The 4,920-nt window shown below is 49.8% G+C and carries 5 protein-coding genes; 2 read left to right on the top strand and 3 right to left on the bottom strand.

Features of this window, described 5'->3' with window-relative positions; all coding sequences use genetic code 11:
• Together ACLQ6D_RS00350 and ACLQ6D_RS00345 are read right to left on the bottom strand one after the other, a co-directional pair.
• Positions 1 to 204: ATP-binding cassette domain-containing protein (locus ACLQ6D_RS00350; protein ID WP_411725256.1), on the bottom strand; the 204-nt coding region annotated here is incomplete at its 3' end.
• A complete protein-coding gene (locus ACLQ6D_RS00345) occupies positions 201 to 1,118 on the bottom strand; it encodes a CysB family HTH-type transcriptional regulator (RefSeq protein WP_411725255.1) in 918 nt (305 codons plus the stop codon). The genes ACLQ6D_RS00350 and ACLQ6D_RS00345, both read right to left, overlap by 4 nt.
• Positions 1,119 to 1,350: 232 nt before the next feature.
• Between ACLQ6D_RS00345 and ACLQ6D_RS00340 the strand changes: the two genes are divergently transcribed.
• Positions 1,351 to 2,163, top strand: coding sequence for a sulfite exporter TauE/SafE family protein (locus ACLQ6D_RS00340; RefSeq protein ID WP_411725254.1), 813 nt, complete (start codon positions 1,351 to 1,353; stop codon positions 2,161 to 2,163).
• Positions 2,164 to 2,358: 195 nt separating this feature from the next.
• On the opposite strand, the gene ACLQ6D_RS00335 is transcribed toward ACLQ6D_RS00340, so the two are convergent.
• Positions 2,359 to 2,760, bottom strand: coding sequence for a transcriptional regulator (locus tag ACLQ6D_RS00335; protein WP_411725253.1), 402 nt, complete (start codon positions 2,758 to 2,760; stop codon positions 2,359 to 2,361).
• 91 nt (positions 2,761 to 2,851) lie between these two features.
• Between ACLQ6D_RS00335 and ACLQ6D_RS00330 the strand changes: the two genes are divergently transcribed.
• Positions 2,852 to 4,828 (top strand): site-specific DNA-methyltransferase, encoded by a 1,977-nt coding sequence (locus tag ACLQ6D_RS00330; protein ID WP_411725252.1) that lies wholly within the window; start codon positions 2,852 to 2,854, stop codon positions 4,826 to 4,828.
• Positions 4,829 to 4,920 lie beyond the last annotated feature (92 nt).

Below are 4,920 nucleotides of genomic sequence, written 5' to 3'. Positions count from 1 at the left end.
GGCGTGTTCCCCAAAAAACAGGATGTGGCCTAAGCTAGGCTTTTCGATAAAAGCAAGTAGGTTTAATAAGGTGCTTTTGCCGCAACCATTCGGGCCAACAAGCGCTGTCAACTTACCTGCATCAATGTTTAACTCAGGCAATGACAAGGCTATCTTTTCGCCGTAGTCAAAACGAATATTGTGTAGCTGGTAAGCACGGCTCATTTAAGCGCTGCCAGGACTGATTTGCGGTTTAGTTCAGGCACCAAAATATGAATAAAATCGTAGACGTAATCACGTAAAAAAGCATCCCGGCGCAAGCCAAGATAGGTGGTGCTGGCAGGGAATAGGTGGCTGGCATCCAGCATATTCAAGTTCGCATCGCGCTCTGGATTGTATGCCATGGCAGCCAGTAAGCCGATACCCAAACCCAGGTTCACATAAGTTTTAATCACATCGGCATCAATGGCGGTCAGCACCACGTTAGGCTCAAGGCCAGCCTGATTGAAAACACGCTTAACGAGCGAGCCGCCGGTAAAGGCAAAGTCGTAGGTAATCAGGGGATAGCGGACGATTTTTTCCAGGGTAAGCGGGACATTATCCAACAAAGGATGCCCTTCCGGTGCAACTATACAACGGTTCCACTGGTAACAAGGCAAACATAGCAGCTTTTCGTAAGTGCTGATCGTTTCCGTTGCAATACCTAAATCCGCCTCGCCACTCACAACCTGTTCAGCCACTTGGGTCGGGTTACCCTGATGTATCGTTAGGGTAACATCAGGGTAATCCTGCATGAATTTTTTAACGGCAACTGGCAAAAAATAACGCGCTTGGGTATGGGTTGTCGCTATGGTCAGCGTCCCCTTGTCTCTTTGGGTAAACTCCTCGCCAACGCGTTTGATGTTTTCCATCTCGCGCAAAACCCGTTCGGCCAGATTCAAGATAATCTTACCTGGCTCGGTAATGCTTATCAGGCGCTTGCCGTTGCGTTGGAAGATTTGTAACTTAAGTTCTGCTTCCAACAACTGAATCTGTCTGCTCATCCCTGATTGCGACGTATGCAAGGCCTCGGAAGCGTGCGAAACACTCAAGCTTTGGCGGACTATTTCACGGATATAACGTAATTGAATCAGGTTCATTATTCATCCGGCTGAGATGCGTTTACTCTTTAAATTTGTCGAGAAGCTTAAATAAAGCCGATTTATCGAAGTTCTGCTAGACCCATTAACAACGACAATCTAATTAGCAATGTATAAAATCTTTCTTTATGACTAAATTGCATAAGATTAGCATAACATATTATTAAAGGATGTAATATCCGGCTAGTATAGTAGCCGTCTCTACAACCATTCATTCAACAGGGATTACAACATGAATTTGATGTACTCGGTTTCGGGTTTTGCAGTGGGCTTATTGGTCGGCATTACCGGTGTAGGCGGTGGCTCATTGATGACTCCTTTGCTGATTTTTCTGTTTGGCTTTAAAGCGGCAGTTGCAGTAGGCACCGACCTCTTATATGCCGCTATCACCAAAACCGGCGGGGTCTTGGTGCATCATGGCAAACATGGCTCAGTGGACTGGAAAATTGTCGGCTGGCTAGCGTTTGGCAGCTTACCTTTTGCCATCCTGACCTTGTTTGCCATCAAACATTTTATGGCGATTGGCAAGGAGACAACCGGAGTGATTACCTACTCTCTAGGGATCGCCCTGATATTGACAGCCTGCGCCTTGTTAATCCGTGCGGGTTTATTGCGAAGAGCCAAAGCCAAGGGTCAGATCGACGACGATCACAGCAACATTGTGAATGCCGGGCGTTTCCCGCCGCGCCTGGAAGTCCCCGCAACCATACTTACCGGCGCTGTACTGGGCATACTGGTCACCTTATCGTCTGTGGGCGCTGGGGCGCTGGGTACGGTAGCCTTGATGTTCCTTTATCCACGCATGACGACATTAAAAATTGTCGGCACTGATCTCGCCCATGCCATCCCGCTTACCGCTGTGGCCGGCTTAGGGCATCTTCGCTTGGGCAATGTTGACCTGATGTTGCTGGGCAGCTTACTGATAGGCTCTTTACCCGGCATCTGGATAGGCAGCCATCTTAGCGCAAAAATTCCCGAACATTATTTACGGCCTGTCCTGGCCTCAGTATTACTGCTCATCGGACTCAAGTTTGTCATGCAATGATATGGCTATAAACCAGACATTTCTATTTACTCTTAACAGTCGATTGCTTTGTCTGGGGGGTGAAAGGCCGGATCGGAAAATCCGCCATTTCGGCGACCACCACAGTTGGCGGATTACGCCGCGCCCAAAGGGCAGGCAAGGCGGATAGAGCGAGTGTTTGCGCGGCTAATCCGCCCTACATTTGATCCGTCGGCCTTATGGTTTATCAGATGCAAACAGCTTGGTAAAAGCCTGGATAATCTCCCGTACTATCTTGCGTTGCGGCAGCGGCAAGCTCAAATAAGCCTCAATCGTTTCCCGTTCCCGATAATCTAAAGCCTCGTCCCATTGTTTCCGTTTGGTGCGGATAGATTCTGCTGCCTGTTCGCCAAAACGGAGGGTGTGAGGCTCAATCTTCAACCATTCCGCCAATACCTGTAATTTCTCTTGCGAGGGAATCGCCTCGCCGCGCAACCAGCGCCGTACTGCCTGTACGGTCACTGACCTTCCCCAATAACGGGTGTTGAATTCACGTTCCAATACCGTAGGCCGGAGCGAGTATCCGGCATCCTCAATGGCTTTGCGTAATCGTTGGCTAAATTCTGTTTTCTCATCCATGAACAGAAAGTTAAGTTTTATTGCGACTTTTTAACAACTATTTGTTCAATTTAATATAAACTTACTGTTCATTTTTTGGTGAACAATAGTCATGGCAAAAAGCCTGCTCGAACAACTCCCCGAAATCGTCGCCAAGGGGCGGCAGACGGCTGAAAAAATACTGGAAAACCTGGAAGGCCGCCATCGTATCGGCCTACAAACCCGCGAATGGGTGTTGCCCTCAAAAGACAGCCTCGCGACAGACTGGATTACCGCCAATGAGCGGCGTGGACATTTAGCCACCGTTCGCCCTGAGCTTGTCGAAGGGCATTCTGCGGACTCCGTTCATGGTTCGACAAGCTCACCACGAACGGAGTCGGCAGAGTGGCACAACCGCCTGATATACGGCGACAACCTACTCGCAATGGCGGCCTTACTGGCAGGTGACGACAACGCGCCCAGCTTGCGCGGCAAGATTGACCTGATTTACATCGACCCGCCGTTTGACTCCAAGGCCGATTACCGTACCAAAATTACCCTTCCCACCGTTCGCCCTGAGCCTGTCGAAGGGCATATTTTAGGCACTGATTATGGTTCGATCCTTCGACAAGCTCAGGATTCACCACGAACGGGTGGCAGCATCGAAATCGAACAAAAACCCACAGTGATTGAACAGTTTGCCTATTCCGACACCTGGGCGGACGGCACGGCCTCTTATTTGGCGATGATTACGCCACGTTTGATCCTGATGCGGGAACTGCTCAGCGATACTGGTTCCATCTATGTGCATCTGGACTGGCATGTCGGGCATTATGTGAAGATTGTGATGGATGAGGTGTTTGGGAAGGATAATTTCAGAAATGACATTTATGTGAAACGAGTGCGCAAAAATGTCCAAGAACGTGAGAAGGTAGTTAGTCTTAATGAAGGGCTAGATTCCATTTTTTTCTATGGAAAAACTGATCTGCATCTGATTTTTGCCCCTAAAAAGCGTGATCCTAAACCTGATCGATGGCATGCCTTTGATGCTAATGGTATCCGAACTGGTATGGATTATTTGCTTTTTGGTCATCAGCCACCAGCTGGCAATCCTTGGCGTTGGACTAAAGAAAAAGCCGATTCGGCAATAAAATCTGGGATTTTGCGCCCAAACTCTCGTTCAGGCAAACCAGAATACCTGATCCCAGCAAGTGAGTACATATTGATAGATTCACTTTGGGATGACATTACAGCCTCAGCTTTCACTACTGGGTATAGCACAGAAAAGCATGAAAAACTGCTTACTAGAATTATAGAAATGTCATCAACATCTAATAATGGCCTAGTCGCCGACTTTTTCGGCGGTTCCGGCACAACCGCCGCCGTCGCCGAAAAACTAGGCCGCCGCTGGATCACCACCGACCTCGGCAAACCCGCCTGTATGATTATGCGTAAACGCCTGATCGACCAGGATGCAAAGCCGTTCCTGTACCAAGCTATCGGCGATTACCAAGTGGAAGCGGCCAAAGCGACGCTGGGGCGGCAGTTTAAAATCGGTGATTTGGCGCAAATCGTCCTGCAACTGTTCGGCGCATTGCCGTTGCCGCCGGAAGAAAACCCAATGCGAAACCTGGGTTATATGCCAAATTTACCCTCTCCCCAACCCTCCCCCTTCAAGGGGGAGGGAGTCAGCGTGCAATCGAGTTCCCCTCTCCCCAGCGTGGGAGAGGGGTTAGGGGAGAGGGGGCAAAAGGTGTTGGTGTTCGCCGATTCGCCCAATAAGCTCACTGGCACGGCAACGCTGAAAAAAGCCATTGCTCAGCGGGATACGTTGATGGGCGGCTGGGATAAAGTCGTGATGCTGGGCTGGAATTTTGAGCCGTCCATCGGCGAAACCATTACCGCCCTGAACGACGACGACCTGGAAGTGCTGGTGATTCCGCCGGATTTGCTGGATCGGTTGAAAAAGAAAGGAGGTCTCGATAAGCTGAAAGGCACGGTACGTTTTGCCAGTTTGCAGTATTTGACGATTAAGTCTGTCCGAAGGCGTTATTTTAATTCCCCTCACCCTAGCCCTCTCCCTGGGGGAGAGGGGATCTACAAGGACTAGATGCTTGGGTGGGCGCGCGGGCAGTGATGGCATCCCGTGCACAGTGCCACCACCCAAGCATCTAGTCCTTTGAAACCCCCTCTCCCCCAGGG

Origin of the sequence: Methyloglobulus sp. (genome assembly GCF_046714055.1) — a bacterium.
Lineage (GTDB): Bacteria > Pseudomonadota > Gammaproteobacteria > Methylococcales > Methylomonadaceae > Methyloglobulus.
This window is presented reverse-complemented; position numbering and strand designations above follow the sequence as displayed.